The sequence below is a fragment of the Tunturiibacter psychrotolerans genome, assembly GCF_051013365.1.
In the GTDB taxonomy this organism is placed as follows: domain Bacteria; phylum Acidobacteriota; class Terriglobia; order Terriglobales; family Acidobacteriaceae; genus Edaphobacter; species Edaphobacter psychrotolerans_A.
The window spans coordinates 4,682,483-4,706,778 of sequence record NZ_CP132941.1 but is presented as its reverse complement, the minus strand read 5'-3'; the positions used below and the strand labels follow the sequence as shown (position 1 = coordinate 4,706,778).

Genomic DNA, 24,296 nt, shown 5'->3' with positions numbered 1-24,296 from the left:
CGGAAAGAATACGAGTCGATTGGGTGTGGTTAGCCGAGCTTCTGCGGATGCGTGTGGCCCACAGCCAGACTACGAACTACCAGGTGGAGTAGGAGGTGCCGTCGGAGGCGGTTTGCTGGGCGCCGCTGTGGACGTCGTCGATGCCGGAGTCTGTCTGGTCGATGCTGGAGAGGGTGTCGTCCTGGACGGGCATCCAGGTGTCGGAGCGATGGGTGAAGGGGTCGACCGGCATGGCTTTGAGGTAGCCGGCCTGGACGAGGTCGTCGAGGGATTGGGGGGCTTTGGCTTTGTCGACGGTGTAGGAGTCGATGGCTTGACGCATGGTGTGGAGATCCTCTTTGAGGACAGCCTCTTTGGCGTTGCGGATGTTGCTGGTGTAGGCGGGGATGGCGATGGCGGCGAGCAGACCGATGACGACCATGACGATCATGAGCTCTAGCAAGGTGAAGCCTTGCTCTGTTTTCCGGACGGTGTTTTGTGGAAGAGAAGCGGGTTCCTCCACTTCGCTACGCTTCGGTCGGAATGACAGCAGGAAGGTGCCCGATGACTGCTGGGAGCATCGGTGGTAAGAGCGTGGTGTGGGGGTGGCTACCATGTGTTGTACTTCGTTCCGTCGAGTGCAGTTCCGGTGCTCTTGCTGTGGACGTCAAAGACGTTCTGGCCGCCGAAAGAGTCGGAGTCCGTGTCGTCCTGGTTGGAACGCAGGCCCCAATCGGTGTTGTTGGTGAAGGGGTCGACGGGGATCTTTCGTAGAAATTTTACCTTTTTCCCCTGGGCTGCGGTGACCTCGACTCCGTCGACGAGGGTTTGAAGGTCGGGCGGGTAGCCGAGGGAGTCGGCCTTGATCTGGAAGGCTCCCTTGTCGGCGGCGTCCTTGTATTTGTCGATGGCGTCGCGCATCTCCCAGAGGTCGCGACGGAGTTCGCGCTCCTTGGTACGTTTGACCTGAAAGCGGGCGATGGGGATGGCTGCGGAGGCCAATAAAGCCACGATGGCGACGCAGATGATGAGTTCTACGAGTGTGAGGCCGGATTCGGAGCTAACTGGCTGGGGACGAATCGGCAGCGTGCCCGACGCCCGTGAGCTTGAATCCTGCCGCAAGCTCACGGTAAGCCGTGGGGCACACGCGTTGGTGCAAAGCGTCACTTGACATGTACCACGGCCTGCGAACCGACGGCCGGAAGATTGGCCTGCGCGCTGTTGAGAGCGCCGACTTTGACGAGTGAGAGTGAGGAGTCGCCGGCGGCTATGGCCTTGAAGGTGAGGATGCAGAGGCTGCCTGTTCCGCTGACTCCGGCGGTGTTGGGTGGACGGATGGAAGAGATGGCGACAAGGCCCTTGTCTTCGCGGTGAACGAGCGAGACCGCCTGCCCGTCTTTGCCGAGGAAGGTTCCGGCGTCGACGTTGACGAGCTGGAGGAGCGCGGGGTTGAACTGAAGCTGGAGCGGAACCGAGAAGACGTCGCGTCCGTTGCCGAGCATGACGGCGACCTGGAAGGTGCTGCCGACGGACTGGGTGGAGTCTGGCGGAACGACGGTGAAGCTGACGGGCGGGCCACCGGTGGTTGGAGTATTGGCTGGAGCGGTTTGAGGCGCCGGAGTCTGTGTGGCGGGCGGTGTTTCTGGAGTTTGCGCGCCGGGGACGTAGGAAGCGGGCGGACCGGAGGGCTGGGCCTGCTGGCTGAGCTGCTGGACCATGGCGCTGGCAGCGTTGGCGGCGCTGGTTGGATTGCTGGCAGAGCGCGGACCGTTAGCGTATACCGGCTCGGAGTTGTGGTCGTTGGCAGAGACGTCTCGACGCAGCTCGATCGACTGGCCGGTGCCGGTGTCGATGGGGCGAACATTGACGCGGGTCAGGACCGATTCGCGAACGATGTGAGGGATGATGATGAAGACGATTTCCGTCTTGTCGTTGATCTTGTCGCGCGAGGTGAAGAAGTACTTGAGGATGGGAATCTCGCCGACGCCGGGAGTGCCGTTGATGTTGAGGGAGTCGGATTTGGTGATGATGCCGGCGAGGAGGCTGGGTTCACCATCCTTGAGGGTGATGACCTGCTCTGAGGTACGCTGACCGATGACGGGCTCGGAGACTCCGCTGATGGTGACGGTGTTGATCTGCGAGAGCACCTCAATCTTCATCTTGAGGGTGACTTCACGGTCGTAGTGGACCGTGGGGGTCATGTCGATGTTGACGCCGATGTCGATGTAGGTGAACTGGGTCTGCACGCCGATGCTGGCGACACCGGTGGAGACGCCGGCGTTGTAGGAGCCGGTGGCGACGGGGATCTTCGATCCAATCTTCATGGTCGCGCGCTGGCCGTCTGTGGCGCGGATGCTGGGGTTCTGAAGGACGCGGGTATCAGCGTCTGAGAGCAGCGCGTTGAGAGTGCCGCCGCCGATGCTTACGGCGAAGTTGTTCGCGTTGAGGTGGGCGAGGGTGTTGAGGGTGAAGTCAGAGGTGGTGGTTGAGCCTGTTCCAGTGCCGGTACTGCTGCTGCTGCTGCTCGAAGTAGTGTTGGGATTGGCCTGTGGGGTGAGGGTGATGGATTGCGGAAGAGTGATGCCGAGGTTGTGCTCGACGTTCTTGTTGACTTCGAGTACGGCGACGTCGACGACGACTTCGGGACGGGCGCGGTCGAGATCGTTCAGCAGTTTTTGCGCTAGGAGAAGCTGATCAGGCGTGGCGCGCATGACGATGGCGTTCTGGCTGGGAACGAGATAGATTTTGACGCTGGGGTCGAGCAGGTTGCGGATGGCGATGACGACTTCATTCGCGTCGTTCTGCTGGCTGGCGTTGGTGAGATAGAAGGTCTGGACGGCCTGCTCGTCGAGGTCGGTGCGCTTGGTGCGCGAGTTGGTAGCGACGAAGATGGTGTTCGGCGTGATGGCCTTGTAGAAGGTGCCGGAGATGGTGCCGACGATGCGGAGGGCGTCTGTGAGGGTGACGTTGGTGAGGTCGACGGGGATGCGCTTGGAGCTGTAGTCGGGATCGAAGAGGACGTTGAGGCCGGCTGCTTTGCCGATGGCGTCATAGATCACCTTGACGTCTTCGACCATGTGAAGCGTGATGGGATCGTTCGAGACGGGCTTGAGTTCTACGGGGCCGGAGATGGATCCGATCGTGTTGAGGGTCTCGTTTTGCTGCGACATCTGCTCTTTGGCTTGAGGAGTGCTGTCGCGTTCGATCTGCTGCTGTTTCTGAATGGCATCGATCTCCTGCGCGGCTGCCTGGTTGCCGGGATCGATTTGTTGGGCGCGGGTGAACTGGGTGAGTGCGCCGTTGATATCTCCGCTTTGACGAAGGACGCGGCCGCGATCGACGTGAGAGACGGCGGCTTGGAATCTCATGTGGTCGAAGTGCTCTCGGAAGCGGAGGTCTTTGGGCTTTTTAAGGACGGCGTTGTGGTAGTCCTCGTAAGCTGCGTCAAAGTCCTGCCGCGCCTCGGCGTCCTGACCACGCTTGTCCCAGGTGTTAGCTGACTGGGCGTGGGCACGCGCCGTGCTCAGGCCTGCGATGCCGCAGAGGAGTAAAGCAGGGAGGACGCGACGAAGCGATGTCGATAGTTTGCTGATTGATTTGTACAGGCGACCCATGCTGCTTCCGTTTTCGTCCTTTACACCGTAAAGATTGTGGCGTTTGCCGGAGATAACTCCCGCCGGGAAGATTTTTCCGGCTTCGGCGCTGCCTGTGGGGGCCGTGCCTGCCAGGCTGTCGCGCTCGGGTGAGTATAGCATTCGCTCCAATATCGACCTCGTCAAAAAGATTTGTAGGAACCGTGATGTCTACGGTCGTTTTTTCAAGCACGGCTCGCGGTGGCAGAGATTTAGAGACTCATGACTTCATGAATATGACTGACGAACGAGGACTGAGGTTAGACGCGTGGGTCTTCGGCGGGTGAGGGATGCAAATGAATCGAAAGTTGCAGACATGTTAAAGTAAGAGATTGCATGGCACGCTCTATGTCCAACACGACAGCCGCTCACCAACCGAAGCCAGTGGTGAAGGAGAAAGACCGCGACCCGGTGGCGGCGGGTAAGAGAGACGCTGCGTTCAACCGGTCTGCGAGCTTTAACTATTTTTTGACGGATAAGTTCGAGGCCGGGGTGGCACTGCGCGGGACCGAGGTGAAGTCGATCCGCGAGGGTAAGGCCAATCTGAAGGACGCCTATGGGCTGTTGAAGGACGGCGAGTGTTTTCTGCTGAATGCTCACATCGGACCGTTCTCTCATGGAAATGCAATGAACCATGATTCGCTGCGTACCCGGAAGCTGCTGCTGCATAAGAACGAAGTGCGGAAGCTCGAAGGTATGACGAAGCAGAAGGGATTTACGCTGATCCCGACACGGCTTTATTTTCGCAACGGACGGGTGAAGTGCGAGATTGCGTTGGCCAAGGGCAAGCAGGAGTACGACAAACGCGCCACCGAACGCAAGCGCGAGGCGGATAACGAGGCGAAGGCAGCGGTCGCTCGGAGTCGACGAGGATAGCTCAACTTTCGTTGTAGCGTTAGTTGCAAGATGATCAACATGCAGTCGGGTTACGATAGACGCATGGACACGAAGCTATTTTTTCAGGATGCAGCCGGTTTTCAGACGCCAATGCTGGCGGTGTTTGCCGTGGATATTGCTGTCGGCCAAGACGCGGAGCCAGTGGTGGCGTTGTTGACGACCACCGATGCGGTGGCGAATGCGGCGGCGAAGGTGTTGGCGTCGGGTGAGTTCAAGGCGACGGTGGGCGAGACGTTGCTGCTGCATGCTCCGAACGGGTTGAAGGCGGAGCGGCTGCTGGTGGTGGGGCTGGGGAAGGCGAAGGCGCTGTCGGTCGATGAGATTCGGAAGGGTGCTGGGGCAGCGGTGCGTGCAGCCAAACCTCTTGGAGTGAGAGAGCTGGCGATTGCGTTTCCTGAAGACCATGCATTGGATGACGAACATTTGGAGACGCTACCCTGCATGCTGCTTTCGCGTCTTCTGGTGGAAGGCGCGGAGGTGGCGGAGCTTGACTGGGATACGTACCGGAGTGAACGGAAAGACCGATCGGTGCGAGCGCTTTCTGTGATTGCGAAGGAAGCGGAGAAGTCGACGAGGGCGGAGATACAGGACGGCTTTGATGTGGGATTGATTGTTGCAGCGGCGCAGAACTTTACGCGAACGCTGGTGAATGAGCCGGGAAATGTTTTGACTCCGACGGAGCTTGGGAAGCGCGCCGCGGCGATGTGTGCGGAGGTGGGCCTGAAGTGCGAGGTGCACTCGACCGAGAAGCTGCAGGAGTTGAAGATGGGTGCGTTTGCCGCGGTGGCGCAGGGCTCGGAACAGCCGCCGGCTTTGATTGTGATGACATATGAGCCGAAGTTGGCTAAGGGCGAGTCGCTTGCGGCAGACGCGCCGGTGCTGGGACTGGTGGGGAAAGGGATCACGTTCGATACGGGCGGGATTTCGATCAAGCCTGGCGATGGCATGGAGAAGATGAAGTACGACATGGCTGGGGCGGCGGCGATGATTGGCGCGATGCGGGCGATTGCACAGTTGAAGCCGAAGGTGAAGGTAATTGGAATTGTTTGCTCGGCGGAGAATATGCCGGATGGAAAGGCGTATCGGCCCGGTGATGTCGTGACGGCGATGTCGGGTAAGACGATTGAGGTGATCAATACCGACGCCGAGGGCAGGCTGGTGCTGGCGGATGGATTGCATTACGCGAAGACGCTGGGTTGCACGCATCTGATTGATGCGGCGACGTTGACTGGAGCTTGTGTGGTGGCGCTGGGGATTGTGAATGCGGGATTGTTCTCGAACGATGAGCCGACGTGGCAGAAGTTTATGGACGCCACGAAGATCTCGGGCGAGAAGTTCTGGCGGCTTCCCTGCACCGATGATTACAAGGATCAGATCAAGAGCCATATCGCGGATATGAGGAATACCGGCGCGAATCGTTGGGGCGGAGCGATTTCTGCGGCTATGTTTTTGAAGGAGTTTGTGGGGGAGACGCCGTGGGTGCATCTGGATATCGCTGGATGCGCCTGGAATGATGAGAATAAGCCGTGGCTTGCGAATGGTCCGAGTGGGATTGCGGTGCGGTCGATTCTAGAGTGGGTAAGAGGATATGAACGGTAAGAAATAAAGACCGGGCGATCATATTTTCACCTATGATGCGTGTCGTGGGGAAAATTGAATTCGCGGCGCTCGCTTTGGCTTTTCTTTTGATTGGGTGCTCCCGCGGACCGACAAATTTCAATGTGGCCGAGTTGAAGATTGATTCCGATCTTCATCTGATCCCAGTTGGACACCGCACGCTTCGCGCCCCGGGTGAGGGTTCTTATTTCTTTTTCTTCTATACCGCAACAGGATTGACCACAGTCGATCACATTGACACGAAGCCGTCCGGACACGAACGCTTGTTGTATCTCGAGACGGGCCATAATCAAGTGTTAGACAGAACGGTGAAGGCTGAAAAGATCCTGACAGGCAGCTATGGAACTGTCTACTCCGCCAAGACTTGTTTCTATGCGTCGCCTCTCGCGCGTGGTCACAGCACTGTTTCGGTTGGAGCAAACAACAATGGGATCGATGAAGTTCCCGCCGAACTAGCGCGTGAACCGGAAGCTTTGCCGCCGCTTACCTCGGTGAGCCTGATCAGGATCTTTCGTACCGCTCCGGAATATGTAATCGTCGCTGGCAACTATGAGGCCGATGGGAAGATGGGAAGTTTACAGATAGGCGGAGCGAAGGGTGGCGATCGGGTCGCATTCCTCGGCGGAGGAGATTATCTCTTTCCGGGCTCGACAACACAACCTGCTGCGCTTGCGAAACAATACGGGATGCCAGCTCGCATCGACTTGCAGGATTATCTTCGTTCACGCAAGCTGATGCTTCCTTCAGTTGGCCTGCCACAGGAGATTGTTTCAGTCGATTTTCACTATGGGTACGACAAAGTGATTCGACAGGACACGCTTTCTGATGGCGCTATCAGTTCTACCCGGTTTTTACTGCCTTCTGTGACGTCCGAAGAGAAGATCTTGGAGCCTCTCTGTGAATCGCGGTTTCGTCAACAACATGCAGATGGGCTCCCAACTGTTTTTTAATTCTGAGAATTCTGGCTACATAACGGGTGGGGCTTCGATGCCGAGGTAGTCGAGGGCGCGGATCATCTCGCGTTGGGCTACTGCGGCGGTGGCGAGTAGTAGGGATTTGCGGGTGGGGTCGGTTTCGTTGAGGACGTGATGGCGGTGGTAGAAGTTGTTGAACTGCTGGGCTAGCTGGAAGGCGTACTTGGCTAGATAGGCGGGCTCGGCGGTGGCGATGCACTGTTCGATCAACAGCGTGAGTTTCGAGGCTAGCAGCCATGTCTCCCAGAGGCTGCTTCCCTCTTCGGTGTCGAGGATGTTGGAGAGGTCGAGCGTGGCGATGGCGGCGAGGGATGTGGCTGCGGTGGTGTTGGCTTTGCGGAAGATATTGGCCGCGCGGACGATGGCGTACTGGACGTAAGGGCCGGTTTCGCCTTCGAAGCTGAGGGCGTCTTTGAAGTCGAATGCGATGACGGTGTTGCGGGTGAAGCGGAGCATGAAGTAGCGAAGAGCGCCGACCGCGATTTGAGTCGCGATTGTCATGCGCTCGGCTGGTTCGATCTCGGGGTGGCGGGTGTCGACTTCGGATTTTGCGGCGGCGATGAGGCGGTCGAGGAGGTCGTCGGCTTTGACGCCGAAGCCCTTGCGGCCGCTGACTTCGATGTAGGATTTTTTTTGATCTTCTTCGCTGATGGTGTAGCCGAGTTCGACGGCGCAGCGGGGGGTGAGGGCGACCATCTCGTAACTGAAGTGAGTGTAGTTGTCGGCGGCGTCGGTGTAGCCCATGCCGCGGAGGGCCGCGATGACGTTGTTCTGTGGGTCGTTCTGGCGGGAGTCGATGACGTTGTAGATGGCGTCGGCGTGGCCGAAGCTTGGGTGCGGGGTTTCGCCGTGGACGGCGGAGATCCAGCAACAGTGGTTGGGATACTGGTGGAACTTCAAATAGCCGAAGTCCTTGCCGGGGAGGAGGCCGAACTTCCAGAGGTGGTAGGCGATGTCCTTGCCGACGTAGGTGACGGTGCCATTGGAGCGGACGATGACCTTGGCGTCCTCGTCGGGGAGGCTGGAGTCTTCGACGGCGATCTCTTCTGCGGAGCCGGCGCGGCGCATGACGTAACAGCCTTTGTTTTTGCCGGCAGTTTCGAGGTAAAGGACACCTTTTTCGAGCATGAGCGTGCGGGCCGCGTCCCAGAAGTGGAGGGAGAGGATTTCGCTTTCGCGGGGGAGGAAGTCGTACTCGATGTTGAGGCGCTGCATGGTTTGGAGGTGGCGGCGGAGGACTGCGGTTGAGATGAGATCGGCTATGTCGGCTGTGTCGTTTTTGCCCATCTCGAGCGCGTGGAGGGTGTTGAGGCGGATCTGCTTGCGGGCTTCAAGATGATCGGGATCTGCGTTGTACCACTGAGAGACGCGGGCGTAGAGGTCCCAACAGTAGAAGTCGATACGCTGATTGGTTTCGAGGAGTTCGGTGAGGAGTTCGCGGGTGCTGGAGAGGGTTTTGCCTTCGAGGTAGACGAGGCCTACGACTACGTCAGCGACCTGGACGCCGGTGTTGTCGATGTAATTTTGTACGCCTACTTCGTAGCCGGTTTTGAAGTGGTCGGGGCGGAGGAGGCGCTGGAAGGTGTCGCCGAGGATGGCGTTGCGGAGGTGGCCGATGTGGGCGGCTTTGTTGGGGTTGATGCTGGTGTGCTCGACGAGGCGGAAGCCCGGACCGCCGATGTCGGCGTGCTGGTCGGCGGCGATGCGGCGGACGGTGGAGGCACGGTCGAGACGAACGTTGAGGTAGCCTGCGCCGGCTACTTCTACGCTGGCGACGCCTTCCAGCGAGGGGAGGGCCGCGGTGAGCTCGGCTGCGAGCTCGGTGGCGATGGCGCGGGGGGCTTTGCGAAGGCGCTTGGCTAGTTCGAAGGCGACGGGAAGGGCTAGTTCGCCGAGGGTGATGCTGGGCGGCTGTTCGACGACGAGATTGGTCAGGGTGACGTCGTACTTCGCGAGAAGGATGGCCTGGATTCGGGCCAACAGGGACTGCTGAATTGTGCGATACATGCTTTGGGGGTCACCACTCTGGAAGATGGTGTCAGTTTACTAGAAGCCTGTCCTGCCGGACGGGCCCTCTGCGCGTGAGGCGGGCGTTCGCACGCCTTTTTAGAGCTTCGCGGGTTCCTCCCGTTGGTCGGCACAATCACCCCACGCGACCAACGGGAGCGCCATGCGAAGCGGTATGCACGTCACGAAGTGACCGCCCACCGCGCAGGAGACCCGTCCGGCAGGACCCTTGCGTCTACGGCATTTCGACGGGTAGATCTTCGATCTCTTCGAGCAGAGGCTTGTGGTTGTGGATGCGGATGCGGTGAGTGAGGAAGATAATGCCACCCGCTCCGGTGACCGCGAGGAGCATCCAGACGTGGATGGCGAGGCCAAACACTGCAGCTTGAGAGATGGAGGCACCGTGATTTACGAGTGAGGTCTTAACGGCGAGCTCGAAGGGGCCGATGGCCCCGGGAGAGCTGGGGATGAGGTAGGAGAGGTTGGCGAAGGAGACGGAGAGCCATGCAGCGATGTCGTCGACCGATAGGCCCAGGAGACGGAGGGCGGAGAGGAAGATCATTCCCTCGCAGGTCCAGATAATGACCGACTGAAGAAGAAGAAGGAGGGAGCCGGTGACACCGAGGCGGCCTGTAGCGTCAAGCGCGAGCGTGATCCAGTGTTCGATTCTTTTCAACAGCGGGCCGCCAGGAAAGCGGGCGAAGAGGCGTTGCACCGGAGACTGCAGGCTGCGTGCCGCCACGAGAAGGATGAGCAGGCCGATGGCTGAGACGGCGAGCGAGATGTTTGCAATGAGGCGGAGGTGCGGCGTAGCGATGTTGCCTACAGTTGCGACGAACATGAGCACGAGGACGAAGATGTCGAGGAGCTTTTCGAGGATGACAGTGCTGAGGATGATGGAGGGGGAGGTGCGGAGGTCGTCGGCGTAGGTGAAGATGCGCATGATGTCGCCGATGCGGAGAGGCAGGATGTTGTTGGCGGCGAGCGAAGTCATGAGAACGCGGGCGCAGACGGCGAAGTGGTCGCGGAGGGAACGACCGTTGCGCGGCATCATCTGGCTCCAGCGAACGCAACGCAGGGTGTAGCTGGCGAGAGTGAAGCCGAGGACTCCCAGGATCCATAAAGGATGAGCGGCACGGAGAGCGCGGAACTCGTCAAGATGGATGTTGTGGAAGGTGTACCAGAGGAAGAAGGCGCTGATTAATAGGCCGGGGATGGTCTTCAGCAGATTGCGGCTATTGGCGGCGGCGCTCATGCGGGCAACCGGGTGGACAGCAGGCGATGTGTCGTTTCGCGAGAGACCAGAGGGTAAAAGGGACGATGAAGCATGCAGCTTCGATTGTATCGTCAGTATGTTGCCGATTTCTTACATCGTTGCAAGCATCAAGCGGGTTGGTGGACTAACAGGCTAAACGGAGACGGACAAGAAGACGCTGCGGAAGGCCTCTTCGTCCTGCTGTGGATTTTTTCTGCTTTGAGGGTCGGCTTCGGCTTGAGTTTCGACGCGGGAGACTATATCACCGTCATCGCTGGCGGCGAAGCTGGTGAGCTTTCGACGCACTTCGGCGGCGGCTTTCCTTGCTTCCATTGCCTGCAGGGTGGATTGCGTGGAAGCAGGGGCCATCTGACTGATTGGATTGCCGTGGATGTGCATGTCGTTCTCCTTCTTTGAATTGTTCCCTTCGTTTCGTTTGACCAACTGTGGCCTTATAGGGCAATCGGAGGACCAACTCACGGCACAATGAGATGAGAGGGCTCTTAGAATGCTGGCTCGTGCGATTTCTTCTTTAATTTAGAGAAGGATGTAGGCTCAATCGGTATTCAGACGTCTAACTCTGCGTGCTGTTCCTGGTTCGGGAGTTGTGTGGCATTTAACCTCGAAACAGACTGCGTTTGTCTGTGTTTTAGAGTCGCAGGCACTTAAGACGGAAAGCATACGGCGGATGAAAACCGCGTTGGGAGCAATAGGTATTTGGCTACATCAATAGGATCACAGCTCTCTTTGGTAGAGCTCGAACTTGAGCAGTACCGACGGGAGCGAAGTTTTGCGACTGCGCTGGTGACTGCGCTGACGTTTTTTGCGTTCCTGATCCATGGCTACCATCCCTATGCCGAAGATGGCGGCATTTATCTTCCCGAGATAAAGCGGCTGCTCGATCCGGGGTTGTATTCGTTTGGGGCAGAGTTTGTGGTGGGGCACCTGCGGTACTCCGTGTTTGCGTCGCTGATGGCTGGACTGGTACGCGAATCGCACTTGAGCCTGGAGGTGGTGCTGCTGCTGGTTCATTTGACGAGCTTCTGGGTGACGTTGTTTGCTGCGTGGGTGCTGGCGAGCCGCTGCTATACGTCGCGCGAGGCGAGAGGCGGGGCGGTGGCACTGCTGGCGGTGTGGCTGACGATTCCAATTGCGGGAACGTCGCTGATGCTGATGGATCCGTATGTGACGGCGCGAAGTATTTCGACTCCTTGTGCGCTGCTGGCGCTGGTGGGAGCGTTACAGTTTTTGTTGCCTCGTTTTGAGATGGAAGGAGAGCAGGGAGAGCGGCGGCGAGGGTTAGCGCTTTGTTGCGGAGCGTTGGTTGGGGCAGGGCTGATGCATCCTCTGATGGGTGCTTATGCAATGGGGTCGGTGCTGCTGCTGTGGGCGGTGCTGTCGACGAATCGGCTGGTGCGGGTGTGGGGGACCGTGGGGCTTGGGTTGACTGCGGTGGTAGTAGCGGCGGGGGTCCAGTTGGCGTCGCCGGTGGAGAGCGCGGAGTATCAGAGGGTGATGCTGACGCGGAGTTACTGGTTTCTTAGCCAATGGCATTGGTACGAGTGGATTGGGCTGGCGGCACCGCTGATGATTCTCGGGGTGGTGGCCCTGGGACGAGGGCGTGGCGTCGATGCGGCACGGGTTGGCCTGGCACGTGTTGCGATAGCGTCCGGAGTGACGGCGATTGTGGTGGCGGCGCTGTTTGCACGGGAAGGTGCGGCGGTGCACCAGGTGGCACGGCTGCAGCCTTTGCGTAACTTTCAACTGGTCTATGTGGTGATGATTCTGTTTGTAGGAGCGGCGTTAGGGGAACGAATGTTGCGACGCCCGGCGTGGCGTGGCGTGGCAGCGTTTTCTATGCTGGCTGTTGTGACACTGCTGGTCAACCGTGCGACATTCCCCGCTTCGAAGCATCTTGAACTTCCGGACTCGCTGACCTGGAACGCAGGAGATGGAGGGAATCGCTGGGAGAAGGCGTTTCTCTGGATAAGAAAGAACACGCCGAAGGATGCGGTGTTTGCGATGGACGCGAACTACGCGGTTCTTGACGGCGAAGATGCACAAGGTTTTCGCGCGATTGCGGAGCGAAGTTCTCTGCCGGATTACTCGAAGGATGGTGGAACCGCTTCGAACAAGCCCGCACTCACGGAGGAGTGGTCGCAGGGAATTTCGCTGCAGACAGGACTTGGAAGGGAGTTCGATGCCGGACGATTTGCTGCGTTGAAGTCGATTGGTGCGACGTGGGTGGTTTTGGAGCGGAAGGCTGCGACGGGGTTTGGTTGCGCTTACGAAAATGATGAGGTCAAGGTGTGCCGCCTGCCTTGAGGAGACAGGCGGCCACAGGCTTCAGTTCCCTGCCGGGGTTGCTTTGTTGGCAGTGGTAGTGAGGATGACGGTTTCCTGATCTTTGTTCTCCATTTTTGAGTAGAACCCGCGAAGCTCGGGATACTCTTCGGTCTTGTAGTAGATCTCTCCCAGGAAGTAGTCGCGACGGATGGTGAAGCTGTTCGGAGTGGACTCGGAGTTCAGAGAATAGACAGCAAACTTCTGAAAGCTCATCTTGTCGCTGGCGGGAAGAGATTCGATGGAGAAGCTAGGTGGGAACTTGATGCGGACAGCATCCTGATTGATGAGAGCATAGGAGAAGTAGACAGGTATATCTCGTTTTTCATGCGGGAAAGTGGGTTTCGTATTGGCTTCGAAGAGGTCTGCAGGAACGAGCAAGCGCTTGCCGGTTGCGGAGCCGATCGCGCCTTTGAACTGAAGGTTCACGACGAGGGGCTGGTCATAGTCTTCGAGCTTGTCGATGGAGGTGACCTTGATGTCGGCACCAGCAGGCATGAGGCTTTCGACGTGGTTGCGGAGTTCGCGTTTCAGACTTTCGTCGTCGCCGATGAGGGCGCGCTGTCGCCATTGAAGAGCCGGAGAGCCCACGTAGGTCATCTTGACGATGCCGGAGACTTCGCCATGCTCGTCCATGGTTAGGTCGGCTATGCGGAGGATCTTTGAATAGGTGTAGGGCTCGCCGGGAGTTTCGAGCGAACCGGTTCCGCCGTCGACCTGACGAAGCCCGCTGGTCTGGCTGTGCTTCCACTCGAGATGCTGGTAGGGACAGTAGCGGGAGCCTGGGTCGAAGAACTCGTCTTTGCCGTCTACATTGACGATGGCGATGTCGTCGTCGAGCTGCGACATGCTGAGGTAGGCGCGGTAGAAGAGGCTTCGGTCGCGGTTTGTGACTACGCCGACATACGCCTTCATGCCGGCTGCGCGCGCCATGGCGACGAACAGATCGGTGATCTGGTCGTTGTTGCCGCGCTTGCGGGTCCAGATGTCGTCTGTGTTACGAACTTCTTTGAGGCCCTGCGACTTCTCTTCTGCGGTGGAGTGTTCGCGGGTGTAGTTGGTGTTATCGAGCCTCATCACAGCAGCGTAGATCTTGCGAAGCTTCTGATCCTGCGTGTCCGTCGGGAGGACGAGATCGCGAACGGCGGCGGATACTGCAGGGCCCGGCCCGATGAACTTGTCTTGAAGCTTCGCCCAGTGCTTGCCTGCGTTCTTCCAAAAGTCATCCGGGGAGCGATAGGCGGAGTAGTAGAAGAGGACACGGTAGGTGAAGCTGGAGATGGGTGGCATGTAGTCCTCTTCGGGAGCAGGGGGGACATCATGCACGTCGAGATCGAAGATGTACTGACCACCTGATAAGCCTGTTGCTGGAAGTTGGGTCTGTTTCAGTTGCGCGCCGGCAGGAAGGATTTTGGTCCAGGAGATGGAGGTAGAAGGTGCACCGTCGTCTTCGTTGGAGATCAATTGCTTGTCGGTAGGCCTCCAAGTGTAGTGGGCCTTGCGGGTGTATAGGGGGGACTGGATGAACCACTTCGGCGCCATGAACCAGTTGTCGTCGAGCCGAAGCTTGTAACGGTATTCGATGATGCTGCCCACCTCGACGTCGGGCAGGGTGAAGACCTTGGACATCACCCGTAAGCCTTGAGTCTTTTGGACGAGTTTGTCGTAGGGTTTGCCGGTGAAGGGGATGATGGTTCCATCGGGATGGATGGTTCTACCTTCGATGTTGTCGATGATGATGGAACTACCTTCACTGTAGTGCATGTAATCGAGCTCGACGTTGGCGTTCTCTTTGCCACGTTCGGTGAGGACTTTGAGCCGGACGTAGGTGCTGAACATGTGCAGCTTGTCTTCGGTGGTCTCTTCGCGGAAGAGATAGACGGCAGGAGCTCCAGGGACCTCGGGTTGCGAAGTCATCGAGAGCTCTTCCGCGGTGGGGACGGTCCATTGAGCGCGGGTGAGAGGTGTAGTGAAGAGAGCCAAGGCAGAGAAAAGAGAGAAGCAGAAAAGACGACAGCGTGACGTTTGGTTCATGGTTTATTCCTTGTTCGATTGCATCTTGTGCGGGAGCTGAGGTTTCTTTGTGGGTCTTGTTGAACTGGCTTACTGTTTTTTGAGGACCGCTTTGCTCTGTTCGTCGGCTGCTATAACGCCGGAAAGCTGCTGGACATCGGGATATTTGTCAGCGGGAAGAGTGACTTCGCGGACGGTGTAGGTGCGGGTGTAGTGGAGGGTGTGGTCTTTGACGACACTGGAGCTTTCGTAAGAGGCGAAGCCGAGGTCGAGCTTGACGGGTTCGGGGATCTCGTCGACTACATAGCCTGTGGGAAGTTCGATGGTGTAGTCGTCCTGCTCCTGCATGGTCTCGTTGAGGTTGATGGGGATGTTTTGTCGCTCTCTGCGATCGGCGTAGAGCTGATCGCTGCCGAGGACGCGGGGACGGACCATGAGCAGAGGGCCCATGGGTTTTCCGAAGCGGTCGGCGGTAATGGAGTAGGAAGTCGTAAGGTCTTTGTTGAGGGCTTCCGCGTTCTGCACTTTGAAGTCGGATACGGTGAAGGTGGTGAAGTCCTGGCCGAGAAGATGGTCGAGGTACTTCGTCTGCTCTTTGGCGTCTCCGCTAATGTAGAGGTCGCGGCGGTGTTCTGAGAGGTCGCCGAAGCGCTTCTCGGTTACGGTACCTTTGAGAGAACCGTCTGGCTGCAGCTGGAAGGTGGCGGTGCGGCGGACGGTGTTCAGATCGGGAGAGAGGACGGGAAAGTGGATGATCTGGCTATCTGGGCCTTCCACCAGAACGCCGTAGCCACCCTGGAGGTTGTGCGCTAGTTGTCCGAAGGCTGTTTTCTCCCAAGTGGGATCGAAGATGAGATAGCGGCGGCCGGACTTTGAAGTCACTACGCTGCGAAGCCTCGGCGAGTTGTAGCCCTTCGGGATTTCGATGGCCGCGATCATGTGGTCGCCGACGATTGAAGGTGCGTCGGGATCGATGACTCCGCGGCGATCGTCAACCATGACAAGAGCGCCATGGACCCCTACGGTGGAGAGCATTGAGACGAGCAGGGTAGCTTTGTCTTTGCAGTCGCCGTAGCGGTTACGGAAGATGTCGGCGGCGTAGTGCGGTTGATAGCCGCCGATGCCCATCTCGATGACGAAGTAGCGGACCTGCTTCTGAACAAACTCGGCGATGGCTTCCGTCTTGTCGTAGAAATCGGTTTTGTCGCCGGCGAGTTCTTTGGCTTTGGCGGCAATCTCGGGTGTGGCAGTGAGGCGATCTTTTGCTAGGGTCTGGTACCACTCGCCGATGCTCTGCCAGGTGCCTTCGGTAGGTGCAGGAAGGGTCGGTCCGGCGTAGTGGACGGTCATGCGACCTTCAAGGGACGACTCTGAAGGGCGCAGTTCGACTTGATCGAGATCGATGGGGGGCGTGTCTTTCATCTCCCAACGCCAGCGTTGGTGTTCTAGGTCGATAGCGGCGGTCTCTTTGCTGTGAGCCCAGACGGTGCCGTGAGTGAAGCCGGGAGGCAGTTCGAGGGTGAAGCTCTGGTTGAGCCGAGGGAGTTGGCTTTGGAAGAACCAAGTCTTTTCGGTGAGGTAGGGATGGGTGCGCTGCTCGTACTCGTAAGCTACGACGCCACCGGGGTCACGGGCGGGTGCGTTGGCGGCTTTGATTTTGAGATCTTCAAAGAGACTGCCCTGGTTCGGGTAGCCGAGTTCGACCATCTCGTTGTCTTTGACGGCGTACTCGTGGCCGTCGGGGCCGATACTCCATACGTGCATGGAGAGAATCTTGGTGTCCTTGTCGAAAGGGACGCCGATGATGCCCTCGTTGCGGCCTTGCGGGCGCAGGATTTTGACGACGCTGCGAAAGTGCTCGGTGGCGCTGCCATCGGGGGCTACTGTGTAGGTGGTGTCTTCGAGAAGAACTACTGCGTTGGTGTTGGGCGGGTACTGCGGAAGCTTCTGCTGCGCGGCGGTGCGGACCCAGTCGGGAACACTGTCGGGTTTGGAGGCGAGTGCGGGTAGAGCGCTTACCAGGAGAAGGGTAACTGAGAGATACAGGGATGATGTGCGCACTTGCTCGGCTTGCGGATTCGTTCGTGGGTTCATGGGTGTTCGATACACTATCGGCCCCATCATCGGAGGACAGACTTCCGGCTGCGTGACAGGATTTGTGTATGTTTGAGAGTTATACGTGGGAGTGACGGGCAGTTCAAGGAAATTCAGAGGTGGGCACGGTACGTCGAATGGGGGATATTCCCGCTTCAGCATTGGGGTCTTGGAGTGTGAGGGGTCAGGCAGAGTGCGTGTAACTGGTTCCCTGCAGGCGGGCGCGTGCACGTCGGCGAAGAGCGGAACGAAGGATGACGGCGAGAAGGAAGCAGACGACCAGGGTGGAGATCACCATGAGCCACTGATAGTCGGCGAAGAGCATGTTGAGTTGGAGCCAGAGGGAGAGCGAGCCGACGCGGTAGACGTCGTTTCCAATGCGGTAGGAGGAGAAGTGCGAGCCGTGGAGGACGCTTACGGATTGGGAGATGTCGGAGGACTGGGCGGTCTGGAGGAAGGTGGAGAGGAAGTTCGAAACGACGCTTTTGTCGCGGAGCGCTATGACGACGACCGATTGCTTGGATCCGCTGGGCCATTCAACTCCCTCGATGAGCGCATCTGGGATGCCGCCTGCGGTTTCGAGCTGGCCGGACTGGACGTGGTCGGAGCTGCGGACCTTCCACCATGCGTGCTGGAGTTGTGTGAAGAAGTCCTGGGTGTCCTGGATGTGAAGTCCGCTGCCATCGACACTGACGGGGAGCGAAGGGTTGAGGCGGTTGATTGCGTTCTGGTCGTCGACGGTGCCGAGGACGAGGAAGTCTTTGTGGGTGTCGGGCTTCATGCCTTCGGGGTTGGTGACGGTGACGTTGAGGACGGGATAGCCGGTCTGCGCGCCGAAGTGAGACATGAGGGTAAGGAAGAGCTCGATTTCGTCGGTGCTCGGGGTGTCGGGCAGGACGACTGCGGTGTCGGATAGGTCGGCTTTGCGGGTGAAGGGATAGCCTGCGTTTGCGAAGATTTCAAGGTTCGGCAGGACGGCTAAGTGAGGGATGTCCTTGAGGTCGAGGTAGGAGTCTTTGAGGATGGAGCCCTGAAGGTTGGTGAGGCCGACTTCGGGGCAGTCGGGCTTCCTGGCGAGTTGGAAGAAGAAGCGCAACAGGACGGAGTTCGAGAACGGACGCAGGTCAGAGACTGGGAACGGAACGATGCGCTCTGGAGTGGGCTTGTCGTTGTGCGAGAGCGGAGTTGAGTTGACGTAGGCATCGTTGAGATAGACCTGGAGCGAGCTGTCGTCGGAGAGAGGAACGCCGTTGTAGCGGTAGGCGACGTGAAAGCCCAGGTTCTGCCGCGTGCCGTAGAAGAGGTCGGGCGGAAGGCGAAGGTAGAGGGCTATGGGATCGGTGCCGTCGGTCTGAAGATTCGCGGTTTGGAGGAGATCGCCGATGGGGATGTTTCTGTCGGTGCTGAGCCAACGTGGTGCGTCATCGGCTTCGCGAGCGGCGGGTAGTTTGATTTCCGGAATGCGGACGCGATCGCCGGTGAGAAGATTGCGCTGGAGAACGAGTGCCAGAGCTGCATTGAGGACGTCGGCGTCGGTTTCGCCGGTCAGGACAAGAACCTTCGAGTAAGGATCCGATGGATTGGTTCGCATGACGATGGTGGGGCCGGCGATGGAGTTGATCTGGAGAGCTGCTGGGAACGAGGCTCCACTCTGGCCGATGACGATGGCGTTGCCGGTGGGTATGGTGCCGATTGAGATTGGGAAGCGGATGGGGCGTGAATCTGCCAGGATGCCGAACCATGAGGCTACGATGCCGGCCGCCTGAAGGGCTTTCTGCGAAGGCTGGCCGAGAAAGACGATGGGAATGACGGAATGGTTGATCTGAGGCTCGTAGAAGGGTGCGGGGAGGAGCTTGAGATCGTCGTGTAAAGGAGTGAGCGATCCGGCGACTTCGAGAGTCGAGTCGTTATCGATGTGGGCCCAGAGGGTGGAGTGGGATGGGTCTTCGCACTGCGCGGCGTAGTGTCCTACGAACTCGATGGTGAGTTTGTTGTCGTGGGTGAGCGCATCGACGGGGAGAGTTATGGTTGATTCGAGGAGGTCGTTGCCGGGGTCAGGCACCGGCTTGGCTGACGTGGGTGTCTGGGGGATGTCGTGGGTCACGGCGGAGAGCGTCGCGAAGTAGGTTCCGTTCAGGCTCAGTTTGAGATGACTTTGCGACGGGATGAGGCCAGGAGAGAAGTGGTAGCGGAGATGCAGGGTTGCGGTCTTGGCGACTTGAGTCTGGGGTAAGGAGAAGTGAAGCGTGTTGAAGGCATCGACGCCCTGCATGATGATGGTTCGGGGCGCGCCCAGGTCGGAGAGGTGGATGACGTTGTCGAATGTGTCGGGTGGTAGAGCGGCGGCTGCTTGAGCGGCGGCGAGTCGAGCGGCGTATGCCTTGTAGGAGAGGAATGGCTTCGCTGCAGGCGGGGTTTGGGGTGACTGCGAGTTATCGGTCGAAGGTGGGGTCTGGGCTGCTGGAGTGCTGGGGGTAGGTGCCGCGGCAGGAGCTGGTGGCGGAGCCTGAGCTGGAGGGGCGGCCTGGGTGGGAGGCGGTGTAGCGGCGTCGTTCTGTAGCAGCAAGTGTGTGGAGTGAATCGGGTGAATCTGCGCCGAGAGAGCGGGAGAGCAGAACAGGACAGCCAATGCGAGAAGCGGCACGACGCTTGTTGTTAACTTTCCGTTCGGAGATGTCTCCTTCGACTTCGATCCGCTGCGAAAGGTTCGGAGAAAGCCCTGGCCAGCGAGTTGAACGATGCGGCGGAAGCTGGTGAGTGGCTGGTCAGCCTCGCGGGCTTCTCCCCAACCGAGCCAGGTGTCGGCGCGGGAGTAGAGGACCATGGTGAGAGCCTCTTCTTCCTGGAGGGTGAGCGGGTCGAACTGGGCGCGGAGTGTATTGCCATCGATGCCGACGAGCGTGGCAGGCAGAGTTGCTTTGCCGTCGAGAACCGGCAGGGTGAGTTTGACGGAGTCGCCGGTGTTGGCGGTGAAGGCGCGCTCGATGCGGACCATGAGACCACCGCTGGACATGTCGCTGGTGACGCCGCGGACGATGGTTCCATTGGCGAGTTCGACGTCTGCGGGGACCGACATGGGAAGACGGACGGCCTGACGGCGCTGGCGGCTCTCCCATGCGACGGAGGTGGCGACGCCGAGAATCACCATGTTGAAGGAGGCCCAGAGGAGGTTCATCAGGATGGTGCCGGGATGGCCTCCGTCGTACATGTCGGCGATGAAATGCAACGGAGAGGGTGTTCCTGCACCGGGAAATTCGATGAACCGAGGTATGGCGCAGAGGATTCCGAAGGCGTTGATCGCGATAAGGAACAGGAAGGGCTGGGCCATGCGGGCGTCGAAGAATCTTTTTGTAACGATGCCGCCTTTTGCGGTCACGTCGAAGTTGCCAAACCTGGGATTGATGAACGCGAACAGGGTGGGGAGAAAGATATAGGGCGCGAGGACCGTCTCGTAGATCTGGTTCCAAAAAGAGTGGCGATGCTGGCCCTGAATACGGGAGTTGGCAATGTTCGCGAGGACCAGGTGCGGGAGGGCGTAGGCGAAGATGAGCAACCAGTAGCCAGGTAGGTTGACGTGTCCGAAGATGAGATAGACGAGCGGCGCGGTAAGGAAGATGAGGCGTGGCAGAGCGTAGAGGAAGTGCGTCATTGCGTTGAAGTAGCAGAGACGTTGCGCTGCGCTGAGGCCGCGGGCGAAGAGTGGATTTTCGGTGCGCAGGATCTGGACCATGCCACGTGCCCAGCGAATGCGCTGACGGATGTGGCCGCTGAGGCGCTCGGTGGCGAGACCGGCGGCCTGGGGGATGTTGATGTAAGCGGTGTTCCAGCCGTTCCTCTGCATGCGGAGGGAGGTGTGCGCGTCTTCGGTGACGGTTTCGACGGCGATGCCACCAATCTCGTCGAGGGCTGAGCGGCGCAGGACAGCACAGGAGCCGCAGAAGAAGGTCGCGTTCCAGAAGTCGTTGCCATCCTGGACGATTCCGTTGAAGAGCTCGCCTTCGTTGGGGATCGTACGGAACTGGTTGAGATTGCGCTCGAAGGGATCGGGCGAGTAGAAGTGGTGTGGCGTTTGCAGCATCCCGAGCTTTTTGTCGCGCAGGAACCAGCCCATGGTGATCTGCAGAAAGCTTCGGGTTGGGACATGATCGCAATCGAAGACGACGACGTAGGGAGCATTGAGTTGAGCCAGGGCGTGGTTGATGTTGCCTGCCTTGGCGTGCTCATTGTCGTCGCGGGTCATGTAACCGATGGCGGCTTCTTCGGCGAACTGGCGAAACTCTTCTCGCCTGCCGTCGTCGAGCAGGTAGACGTTGAGACGGTCGGCGGGCCAGTCGATGTTCATGGCAGCGAGGGCGGTGTACTTCACAACGCTAAGGGGCTCGTTGTAGGTGGGAATGAGGAGATCGACGGCGGGCCACTGGTCGATGTTGTCGGGTAGAGAGACTGGTGTGCGGCGTAGCGGCCAGAGCGTCTGGAAGTAACCGAGAAAGAGGACGACGAAGGCGTAGATCTCGGCGAAGAGCAGCAGGCAGATGAAGAAGCCGTCGAGGATGCTCCACGTCGAGCCGGGGTCACGAAAGAATTTTATGGTGGTGGAGATTCTCCAGAAGCCGTAACGGAAGGTGGAGAACATCGAAGCGAGCATCAACGTCAGCGTAACGAGGTAGGAGCCGGAGGAGCGATCGGCCCAGATGACCAGGGCTACGGTGAAAATGCCCAGAACAATCTGCTGGGGCCAGGTAAGCTCCAGGATACCGGTGAACGCTAGTAAAAATACTCCACTGAACAGGATGAGAAAGCGAAGTGCCTTGTAGAAGAGTGCGTCACCTGATTGGAATTGATCGAAGAGAGGAGCCTCCCTCATCGTTCGCTCCAACGAACGTTGCGGAAGCCTGCGGTGGCGGGCGCGGCAACGGTGCGGAGCCAGGTGGCGACGTTCAGGTAGTCCTCGGCAACAGGTGCATCGGGCGCGTAGTCGACTACGGTCATGCCCTCGGCGAGGGCTTCGCTGACTGACTGCGCGCGGCGAATCACGAAGGGTAGGAGGCGATCTCCCAACTGCCGGCGCATGACCTCACGAACGTCGAGATGCAGCGGCAGCGAGGTGTCGAACTGATTGAGCACGTAGAAGGGCTGCAGTGGGCGGCCATCTCCGTCGTTGACACCGCTGAAGAATTTCTCGACGGTCTGGAGGCTAATGACGGAGTTCATGTCGGGCGCGACGGGGACGAGAATGGTGGGGCTCATGCGGGACATGCGACGGACGATCCAGCTGGAACCGACGGTGAGATCAAGCAGAATGCGGTGGGCTCCGCGGCCGTTGTTGATGATGTCCTCGGCGAGCAGTTCCTGCGCGTCATCGCTGGTCGTCTTGTGGTCGACGTCGTAGCTGACGAGGTAGATGGGAGCATCGGTGCTGCCGCTTGGGGGCGAGAAGGTGCGGACGGTTCCATGGCGGAGTTCGCTGGCACCGAAGTAGAACGGCAACAGGCCGTGAGAGGTGGTGTCGGTGAGGAGAACCTTCTCGCCCATGGAGGAGAGAGCGCGGCCTACGGTTGCAACGAGGCTGGTCTTGCCGACTCCGCCGGCGAGAGAGAAGACAGCCAGGACAGGGGTGCGGGTTTCTTTCTGACGTACGGGCGCGGCTTCCTGCTGGTCCTGACCGGGCTGCTCGAACACGCCCTTGAGTGCGTACCACCGGGCGGCGACGCGCTCTCTGGAGTGTTGAAGAGTATCGGCTACGGAGGACTGAGAAGGTAGTGGAGAAGGAGGCGTGAGCGGCTTTGCCGAGGCAGGCTGAGCGGGCGGAGAGTAGAGCCACGCAGGACCGGCTGGATCCGACTGGAACGCGGGCCGCGCAGAGGCTAGGGGGCCCGGCTCGGGTGACGACTCCGTCGGGTTGCGACGCGGTATTTCAGGCTGATTGTGTGGCTGTTGATAGTCGAAGTCATCCTGGGCGCGGCGACCGCGGCTGGAGTCGGAAGGTACCAGCGCTTGCGAGAACGGTGAGACGGGTCTTGCAGGGTTTGAAGAGAGGGGCGGTGCGGACCGAAAGGCACCGGACAGCCGGGGGGGAGCGAGGGTTGCCGGTGACGATTCCCGGGTCGAATCGAGGGGCGCATCGGACGTGGACTTCGAGCGATCTTTGGAGGTCGAAGCTGGAGATTCGGAGTCCGTCGTGGATGATGCAGAGGGTGGTTCAGTCTGACTAGTTCGGACCTCCGCTCGCGGATCCCCCCGACGTTGCCCTGTGAGTTCAGTCGAACCTTCGCTTGACGGCGAAAGGGGCTGAGCAGCGGGCTGTTCGGAGATCGGCTTCATATCCTGGGATAAAGGAGGTGCAGGCGCGGTTCGGCTTTGTGTTGGAATCAAATGTCTGAGCGGATCAAAAGTAGTGTACTCGGCTTGAGAGTCATCTGGGCCGCGATAAATCTGGCGGACGCCGGATGCCTCGTCGGGGCGATAGCCCTGGGGGCGGCGTGGGGTCATATTTTGTGCGGAGACCCTGGGCTCGGGCTCGGCTCGATCATTGCTCATCGGCGATTCCTGTGTCGAAGCAGCGGGTTGGCGGACGGTGGCGTCTGAGGCTTGGCTTGCATTTGCGGGCTGGGCATGGGGAACGTAGGGGTCCGAGATTCGGCCTGGAATCTCGGGAGCTCCACCAGCGGCTTTGCGACGAATCTCCGAGTCTGCATACCTAGCGGCCTGGCGCTGGGCGGAGGCGTGTGCCTCCGCGATCTCACGTTCTTCCCGGCGGGACGTTGCTTCGGCCAATGCAGCAACCTCGGCTCTTCGCGCGGCTTCGAGTCGTTCGGCTGAAGCTGTCCGGGCGGCCTCTTCGGCCTCGCGCAGAGCTCGCCGCCTGGTGGAGTCGGAGTCATCGGTTTGGGGATTGAGCGCGGCTTTTGTCGCGTGACGAGCCACGATTTCTGCGGATGTGGCGGCGTCTTCCGCCTCGGCTTGAGCGAGGAGAGCCTGTTCTTTTACCTGCTCAGCAGCACGTTGTCTCAACTGCGCGCGGTACTCGCGACGTGATGCGGAGAAGTCGCGATACTTCGCTCCGTGAAGATTTGCCCAGGAATAAAGTACTGCCACATCTTCAGGTGTTTCGGTTACTGGCAGATCATCGATCTTGTCGGTGATCTTGTCGGTGCCGTGAGAGTCCATAGCTCTTGGTCCTATGTGTTGTGAAGCCCGGTTCGTTTAGTTTGAGCTGCGCCGGTTCGCTGCCAGCTCAATGGAGATAATTGCACCTGTTGCTATGCAATAGCCTGAGGCTACTGTGGGTAATACCCCAAGTCAATGAAACCGTTGTGCGACTTAAGTGTGAGAAGCCAATAGGGGCGCGGGTTTTCTGCATTAATCGAGGCTAAACATGAAGGAATACGACGGTCTTCCCATAACGAAACTCACTGGGTTCGATCAGAATAAGGCGCAACTGACTGCAGGGTATCAGTGGACTTTGTGAGGAGGGGTTAGAAACAA

Annotated in this window: 14 protein-coding genes; 4 read left to right on the top strand and 10 right to left on the bottom strand. The window is 59.1% G+C overall.

Going from position 1 to position 24,296, the window contains the following annotated elements; all coding sequences use genetic code 11:
- Positions 1 to 76: 76 nt before the first annotated feature.
- From RBB76_RS19805 to RBB76_RS19795, 3 genes are read right to left on the bottom strand one after another with little or no spacing between them, the layout of a single operon-like run.
- Entirely contained in the window at positions 77 to 595 is a 519-nt protein-coding gene (locus RBB76_RS19805; RefSeq protein WP_429629424.1) for a type II secretion system protein, read from the bottom strand.
- Positions 589 to 1,101, bottom strand: a complete 513-nt coding sequence (locus RBB76_RS19800) for a type II secretion system protein (RefSeq protein WP_429629651.1) — start codon at positions 1,099 to 1,101, stop codon at positions 589 to 591. Before RBB76_RS19800 ends, RBB76_RS19805 begins: the two co-directional genes overlap by 7 nt.
- Before the next feature lie 41 nt (positions 1,102 to 1,142).
- The gene (locus RBB76_RS19795) at positions 1,143 to 3,734 is read right to left on the bottom strand and encodes a cohesin domain-containing protein (protein ID WP_429629423.1); all 2,592 of its coding nucleotides are present in this window, start codon (positions 3,732 to 3,734) and stop codon (positions 1,143 to 1,145) included.
- A 213-nt stretch (positions 3,735 to 3,947) separates the two neighbouring features.
- Here RBB76_RS19795 and smpB point away from each other — a divergent pair, with 213 nt between their 5' ends.
- From smpB to RBB76_RS19780, 3 genes are all read left to right on the top strand, one after another.
- Positions 3,948 to 4,487 (top strand): SsrA-binding protein SmpB, encoded by a 540-nt coding sequence (gene smpB / locus RBB76_RS19790; RefSeq protein WP_429629422.1) that lies wholly within the window; start codon positions 3,948 to 3,950, stop codon positions 4,485 to 4,487.
- A 63-nt stretch (positions 4,488 to 4,550) separates the two neighbouring features.
- Entirely contained in the window at positions 4,551 to 6,107 is a 1,557-nt protein-coding gene (locus RBB76_RS19785; RefSeq protein ID WP_429629421.1) for a leucyl aminopeptidase, read from the top strand.
- Positions 6,108 to 6,151: 44 nt separating this feature from the next.
- Positions 6,152 to 7,075: a hypothetical protein gene (locus RBB76_RS19780; RefSeq protein WP_429629420.1), complete on the top strand. Its 924-nt coding sequence runs from the start codon at positions 6,152 to 6,154 to the stop codon at positions 7,073 to 7,075.
- Positions 7,076 to 7,090: 15 nt separating this feature from the next.
- On the opposite strand, the gene RBB76_RS19775 is transcribed toward RBB76_RS19780, so the two are convergent.
- The 3 genes from RBB76_RS19775 to RBB76_RS19765 form a co-directional block, all read right to left on the bottom strand.
- Positions 7,091 to 9,106 (bottom strand): arginine--tRNA ligase, encoded by a 2,016-nt coding sequence (locus RBB76_RS19775; protein ID WP_429629419.1) that lies wholly within the window; start codon positions 9,104 to 9,106, stop codon positions 7,091 to 7,093.
- A 235-nt stretch (positions 9,107 to 9,341) separates the two neighbouring features.
- The gene (locus RBB76_RS19770; RefSeq protein ID WP_429629418.1) at positions 9,342 to 10,361 is read right to left on the bottom strand and encodes a lysylphosphatidylglycerol synthase transmembrane domain-containing protein; all 1,020 of its coding nucleotides are present in this window, start codon (positions 10,359 to 10,361) and stop codon (positions 9,342 to 9,344) included.
- A 153-nt stretch (positions 10,362 to 10,514) separates the two neighbouring features.
- Positions 10,515 to 10,760: a hypothetical protein gene (locus RBB76_RS19765; protein WP_429629417.1), complete on the bottom strand. Its 246-nt coding sequence runs from the start codon at positions 10,758 to 10,760 to the stop codon at positions 10,515 to 10,517.
- Positions 10,761 to 11,108: 348 nt separating this feature from the next.
- On the opposite strand from RBB76_RS19765, the gene RBB76_RS19760 reads away from it, so the two are divergent.
- Positions 11,109 to 12,686 (top strand): hypothetical protein, encoded by a 1,578-nt coding sequence (locus tag RBB76_RS19760; protein WP_429629416.1) that lies wholly within the window; start codon positions 11,109 to 11,111, stop codon positions 12,684 to 12,686.
- Positions 12,687 to 12,707: 21 nt separating this feature from the next.
- On the opposite strand, the gene RBB76_RS19755 is transcribed toward RBB76_RS19760, so the two are convergent.
- From RBB76_RS19755 to RBB76_RS19740, 4 genes are all read right to left on the bottom strand, one after another.
- Positions 12,708 to 14,738, bottom strand: a complete 2,031-nt coding sequence (locus RBB76_RS19755; protein WP_429629415.1) for a DUF3857 domain-containing protein — start codon at positions 14,736 to 14,738, stop codon at positions 12,708 to 12,710.
- Positions 14,739 to 14,807: 69 nt separating this feature from the next.
- On the bottom strand, positions 14,808 to 16,811 hold the full coding sequence (locus RBB76_RS19750; RefSeq protein ID WP_429629414.1) for a DUF3857 domain-containing transglutaminase family protein: 2,004 nt from the start codon (positions 16,809 to 16,811) through the stop codon (positions 14,808 to 14,810).
- A 184-nt stretch (positions 16,812 to 16,995) separates the two neighbouring features.
- The gene (gene bcsA / locus RBB76_RS19745; protein ID WP_429629413.1) at positions 16,996 to 21,675 is read right to left on the bottom strand and encodes a UDP-forming cellulose synthase catalytic subunit; all 4,680 of its coding nucleotides are present in this window, start codon (positions 21,673 to 21,675) and stop codon (positions 16,996 to 16,998) included.
- Positions 21,672 to 23,978 carry a cellulose synthase operon protein YhjQ/BcsQ gene (locus tag RBB76_RS19740; protein ID WP_429629412.1) on the bottom strand — a complete coding sequence of 769 codons (2,307 nt, stop codon included), beginning with the start codon at positions 23,976 to 23,978 and terminating at the stop codon, positions 21,672 to 21,674. The genes bcsA and RBB76_RS19740 overlap by 4 nt, the downstream gene beginning before the upstream one ends.
- Positions 23,979 to 24,296 lie beyond the last annotated feature (318 nt).

Coding starts and splice junctions, on each gene's coding strand:
- RBB76_RS19805 (WP_429629424.1), bottom strand. CDS start 595: ATGGTAGCCACCCCCACACCACGCTCTTACCACCGATGCTCCCAGCAG.
- RBB76_RS19795 (WP_429629423.1), bottom strand. CDS start 3,734: ATGCTATACTCACCCGAGCGCGACAGCCTGGCAGGCACGGCCCCCACA.
- smpB (WP_429629422.1), top strand. CDS start 3,948: ATGGCACGCTCTATGTCCAACACGACAGCCGCTCACCAACCGAAGCCA.
- RBB76_RS19785 (WP_429629421.1), top strand. CDS start 4,551: ATGGACACGAAGCTATTTTTTCAGGATGCAGCCGGTTTTCAGACGCCA.
- RBB76_RS19775 (WP_429629419.1), bottom strand. CDS start 9,106: ATGTATCGCACAATTCAGCAGTCCCTGTTGGCCCGAATCCAGGCCATC.
- RBB76_RS19770 (WP_429629418.1), bottom strand. CDS start 10,361: ATGAGCGCCGCCGCCAATAGCCGCAATCTGCTGAAGACCATCCCCGGC.
- RBB76_RS19765 (WP_429629417.1), bottom strand. CDS start 10,760: ATGCACATCCACGGCAATCCAATCAGTCAGATGGCCCCTGCTTCCACG.
- RBB76_RS19755 (WP_429629415.1), bottom strand. CDS start 14,738: ATGAACCAAACGTCACGCTGTCGTCTTTTCTGCTTCTCTCTTTTCTCT.
- RBB76_RS19750 (WP_429629414.1), bottom strand. CDS start 16,811: ATGAACCCACGAACGAATCCGCAAGCCGAGCAAGTGCGCACATCATCC.
- bcsA (WP_429629413.1), bottom strand. CDS start 21,675: ATGAGGGAGGCTCCTCTCTTCGATCAATTCCAATCAGGTGACGCACTC.
- RBB76_RS19740 (WP_429629412.1), bottom strand. CDS start 23,978: ATGGACTCTCACGGCACCGACAAGATCACCGACAAGATCGATGATCTG.